At 68.9% G+C, this 4,152-nt stretch carries 6 protein-coding genes; 3 read left to right on the top strand and 3 right to left on the bottom strand.

Going from position 1 to position 4,152, the window contains the following annotated elements; genetic code table 11:
• Positions 1-165: 165 nt before the first annotated feature.
• Together VAE53_RS12500 and VAE53_RS12495 are read right to left on the bottom strand one after the other, a co-directional pair.
• Positions 166-432: a hypothetical protein gene (locus VAE53_RS12500; RefSeq protein ID WP_322819706.1), complete on the bottom strand. Its 267-nt coding sequence runs from the start codon at positions 430-432 to the stop codon at positions 166-168.
• A gap of 3 nt (positions 433-435) precedes the next feature.
• Positions 436-624, bottom strand: a complete 189-nt coding sequence (locus tag VAE53_RS12495) for a methytransferase partner Trm112 (protein ID WP_322819705.1) — start codon at positions 622-624, stop codon at positions 436-438.
• 72 nt (positions 625-696) lie between these two features.
• On the opposite strand from VAE53_RS12495, the gene VAE53_RS12490 reads away from it, so the two are divergent.
• Genes VAE53_RS12490 through VAE53_RS12480 form a run of 3 tightly spaced genes read left to right on the top strand, consistent with a single transcriptional unit; the run spans position 697 to position 2,953 of the window.
• Positions 697-1,248 (top strand): CvpA family protein, encoded by a 552-nt coding sequence (locus VAE53_RS12490; protein ID WP_322819704.1) that lies wholly within the window; start codon positions 697-699, stop codon positions 1,246-1,248.
• The gene (locus VAE53_RS12485) at positions 1,245-2,486 is read left to right on the top strand and encodes an MFS transporter (RefSeq protein WP_322819703.1); all 1,242 of its coding nucleotides are present in this window, start codon (positions 1,245-1,247) and stop codon (positions 2,484-2,486) included. Before VAE53_RS12490 ends, VAE53_RS12485 begins: the two co-directional genes overlap by 4 nt.
• A 44-nt stretch (positions 2,487-2,530) precedes the next feature.
• Positions 2,531-2,953: a hypothetical protein gene (locus tag VAE53_RS12480; protein WP_322819702.1), complete on the top strand. Its 423-nt coding sequence runs from the start codon at positions 2,531-2,533 to the stop codon at positions 2,951-2,953.
• An 8-nt stretch (positions 2,954-2,961) separates the two neighbouring features.
• Here VAE53_RS12480 and VAE53_RS12475 read toward each other — a convergent pair whose 3' ends face one another.
• A complete protein-coding gene (locus VAE53_RS12475; protein ID WP_322819701.1) occupies positions 2,962-3,648 on the bottom strand; it encodes a TetR family transcriptional regulator in 687 nt (228 codons plus the stop codon).
• Between the last annotated feature and the right edge of the window lie 504 nt (positions 3,649-4,152).

The raw sequence follows: 4,152 nt of genomic DNA, 5'->3' as shown, positions 1-4,152 counted from the left end.
GCGCGCTCCATCAAGATCACGCCCCAGGGCGTCGTCGAAGGGCAGGCGGTCTCCAACAACTGACCGCCCCCACGGGCGAGGGTTCCCACACCACGGCCCCGGTCATCGACCGGGGCCGTTTCCTCTTCCGCCCGTCCCGCTCGTTTCCCCTATCCATCCCGCGCGTCAGTCGCATCCACCGTCGTCGAACCGCTCGCCGCCCGTCACATGGATGAGCGCCGCCCACCCGGCCAACACCGCACCCGCCGCCAGAACCACCCCCACCGGCGCCAACACCAGCGACGCACGCATCAACTTCCCCGCTGCAACCGCCAGCCCCAACGCCCCCGCACCGAGCGCCGCCCCCCGCCACAACAGCGGAGCGCCGCCGAGCGTCAGCAGCCGCTCCCCATCCGACCCGTGTTCGTGCATCACCCCGACCGACTCCTCCACCCCTCAGCCTCCATTCCGCTGATCCGGTGGCAGCATATTCGGGATGCCGTCCTCCACCGGGTACCGTTCCCCGCACCCCATACAAACCAGCACGCCCCGGATCACCTCGCCCTCCTGCTCCTCCCCGTCCCGAAGCTCCAGCTCACCCTTGCAGAGCGGGCAACACAAAATCTCCAGCAACGACCGTTCCATAGCCCTCATCCTACCGCGACCACGCGCTCCGCGCCTTGGCGCATTGTCCCCGCTTCCCCGACCATACCCGCGATGAACTGGCTCGACCTGCTCCTCCTCGCAGCCGTCGGCACCGCCACCTGGCGCGGCTACCAAAACGGCTTCATCCGAGGGCTCGTCGTCCTCGTCGCCGTCATCCTCTCCATCCCCATCGCTGGCGTCCTCTACTCCCGCATGTTTCCCAAAGTCCAGCCCATCATCGACAACCAAGACCTCGCCGCCGTCGTCTCCTTCCTCTCCATCATGGCCGGTGTCATCATCGGCGGACACGTCCTCGCCCATCTCCTCCGCAGAACCGCCGAGATGCTCAACCTCGGCGGCCTCGACCGCCTCACCGGCGCCGCCTTCGGATTCCTCCAGGCCGCCCTCGTCGCCCAGGCCATCCTCATCGTCCTCGTCCGCTACCCCAACCCCGACCTCCGCGACGACATCCAGGCCTCCCGCGGAGGGAACGCCCTCCTCGACGCCGCACCGCTCACCCTCACCTTCCTCCCACGCACCTTCGAAGTCGGCCTCGAACTCTTCCGCCAAGCCACCCAGGCCATCGATAACGCCGCCGGCGAGCAGCCGACGCCCGCCCCGTGAACCACGATCCCCTCGCCGCCCTGCGCCAGCCCAACTTCGCCGCCTACGCCGCCGCCCGGCTCGCAGCCGCCGTCGCCATGACCATGCTCAACGCCGCCATCCTCTACCACATCTACCAGCTCACCGGGTCCGCCTACCAGCTCGCCTTCATCGGCCTCGCCCGCTTCCTCCCCTCGCTCGGGCTCACCCTCCTCGGCGGCGCCATCGCCGATGCCTTCGACCGCAAAGCCATCGTCATCGCCGCACTCACCGTCCCAGCCGCCGCCTCCGGCGCCCTCTTCCTCGCTACCACCAGCGACGCCATCGGCCCCTTGCTCATCTACACCCTCGTCCTCGCCGTCGCAGTCGCCGCCGCGTTCGAAAACCCCGCCCGCCAGGCCCTCCTTCCCCAGCTCGTCACGCCCGAAACCTTCCCCAACGCCATCGTCGTCAGCTCCACCATCCAATCGCTCGGCTTCGTCACTGGGCCCGCCCTCACCGGCCTCTGCATCGCCCTCTCCGGCATCGCCTCCGCCTACGCCGTCCACGCCGCCCTCGTCGTCGTCGCCATCCTCCTCACCCTCCTCCTTCGCCCCCGCCCCTTCCGGGGCCCGGCGCGCGCCCTCTCCCTCGCCGCCATCCGCGAAGGGCTCGAATTCGTCGTCCGCCGCCAGCCCATCATCGGCGCCATGACCCTCGACATGTTCGCCGTCATCTTCGGCGGCGCCCAAGCGCTCCTTCCCATCTACGCCACCGACATCCTCCACGTCGGCGGACTCGGCTACGGCATCCTCGCCGCCTCCCTCGAAGCCGGCGCCCTCGTCATGTCCATCCTCCTCGTCTTCCTCCCGCCCATCCGCCCCGCCGGGCGCGTCCTCCTCCTCACCGTCGCCCTCTTCGGCCTCGGAACCATCGCCTTCGGCCTCTCCCGCAACTTCTACCTCTCCGTCGCCACCTACGCCGCCATCGGCATGGCCGACCAAGTCTCCGTCGTCCTCCGCCAGACGATTGTCCAGCTCACCACCCCCGACGAACTCCGCGGCCGCGTCTCCAGCATCAACATGCTCTTCATCGGAGCCTCCAACCAACTCGGCGCCGTCGAATCCGGCCTCGTCGCCGGCCTCACCAACGCCACCTTCGCCGTCGTCTCCGGCGGCATCGGCACCCTCGCCGTCGTCGGCCTCGTCGCCGCCCGCCTGCCCGGCCTCCGCACCTACCGCATCGAGCCCATCGTTCGTGCTCGAACAGGCCCCACCTGAGCCCACACCTCCCAGCCCACGCCCCACCCTGCCATACTTGGACCGTGGACGACCCCGACGCCGTCGCGCGCCAAATCGACGCCTTGCTCGACGCGTACGACCGCGAACTCGAATACTTCGAAAGCACCGCCGCCCTCCTCACCCCCCTCATGCGCGAGCTCATCACCGCCATCGACGCCGCCTTCGCCGACCCCACCGACCCACAGATCCTCCAAGGCGCCCGCAACGCCCGCGCCCGCTACGTCGCCGCCCTCGCCAGCCTCCGCCCCCTGCTCGACGACTGGGTCCGCATCCGCGGGTCCAACGCCCGCGCTTGGGAGGCCGAGTACGCCATGAACGATCTCCAATACGCCCGCCTCGAGCAGCTCGCCGCCCGCGAGACCGCCCTCGCCCTCGGCCGCGACGAATTCGACCGCCTCCAGCGACTCGTCCGCAGCCGCCTCCTCCTCTTCGAAGAAGCAACCTGAGCCGCCCGCTACACCTCGCCCGGATCGATCACCGGCGGCAGCGGATGCGGCCCGTGCGGCACGAACACCCGCGGCTCCACCAAGACCGTATTCAGCAACATCGCCGGCAGTTCCGCCAGAATCGTCTCGAACGTCAGCGGCCCGCCCGGCCGTCGCCACGTGAAATTGTTGTTCGTCGCGAACATCAGCGTATACGCCACCAAGCGCGCATCCCGCGGAAGGAACACCCCCTCGTCCACCCCCCACCTCACCACGTCCATCAGCGCATGCTCATAATCCCGGTCCGCCTCCCGGACCCGCTCCCGCCCCTCCGGCGAAAGATTCCGCGAACGGCCGCCCACGTAGCTCGCCCGCACAATCGTGTGGTGCTCGCCCATGATCAACAAATCGCGGAGCGCATTGAACAGCGCCGCCTCCGGACCCGGCGCTCGCTCCACGATTGCGCGCAGCCGCCGCTCCGCCGTCCGAACCGCCTCCACCGCCACCTCCACCCAGAGGTCCTCCTTGCTCCGGAACTGGTAATAGATCACCGCCCGGCTCGTGCCCAGCTTCGCCGCCACATCCTCCAACGTCGCATCGGGCAGCCCCTTCTCCAACACCACCTCCGCCATCGCCCGCATGATCTCCCGCCGCCGTGCCTCCGCCCGGGCCGGATCCTGCACCCGGTAGCCTCGTAGCCCGATCTCCTCGCTCATCTTCCTCCCGCGCCCGCACATTCTCGCACGTCGGACATTGACAACTCTACCACCTCCGCGGTAGATTGCGCGCCTTCGGATAAACACACGCGTCTAATCTTTGCTGTCGGGTTCGGCGCGTGGTCCGAAGCGGGCCCGGGCGCGGTGTGCAGGCTTTGTAGGGGCGCCTGCACACCCCCCGGTGCCAACCCGAACTCCCCGGCGGGCGAGCGGACCGCAATCCCGCTCACCATCGGAGACGTATTCTCGACAAATGCCTGTCATTGACAGCGCCAATAGCGGGCCGTAGAAGGCACGCAACAACACCGACGCCCCTAGCGGCACTCGGAGGGGAGGGACACCATGCAGCGCGAATCCTACTGGACCAAGCGACTCCGCCGCCGGCGCTTCCTCGCCGGAAGCGCCACCGCCAGCCTCGGCGCAGCCAGCCTCGCCATCGCCGGCTGCGGCGACGACGACGACAGCGGCAACGGCCCCACAATACACGAATATGTCCTCAAGACA

Origin of the sequence: Tepidiforma sp., from assembly GCF_034432735.1 — a bacterium.
GTDB lineage: Bacteria > Chloroflexota > Dehalococcoidia > Tepidiformales > Tepidiformaceae > Tepidiforma.
Note: the sequence above shows the minus strand (reverse complement) of the source record. Positions and strands in the feature narration are given on the sequence as shown.

Coding starts and splice junctions, on each gene's coding strand:
- VAE53_RS12475 (WP_322819701.1), bottom strand. CDS start 3,648: ATGAGCGAGGAGATCGGGCTACGAGGCTACCGGGTGCAGGATCCGGCC.
- VAE53_RS12495 (WP_322819705.1), bottom strand. CDS start 624: ATGGAACGGTCGTTGCTGGAGATTTTGTGTTGCCCGCTCTGCAAGGGT.
- VAE53_RS12490 (WP_322819704.1), top strand. CDS start 697: ATGAACTGGCTCGACCTGCTCCTCCTCGCAGCCGTCGGCACCGCCACC.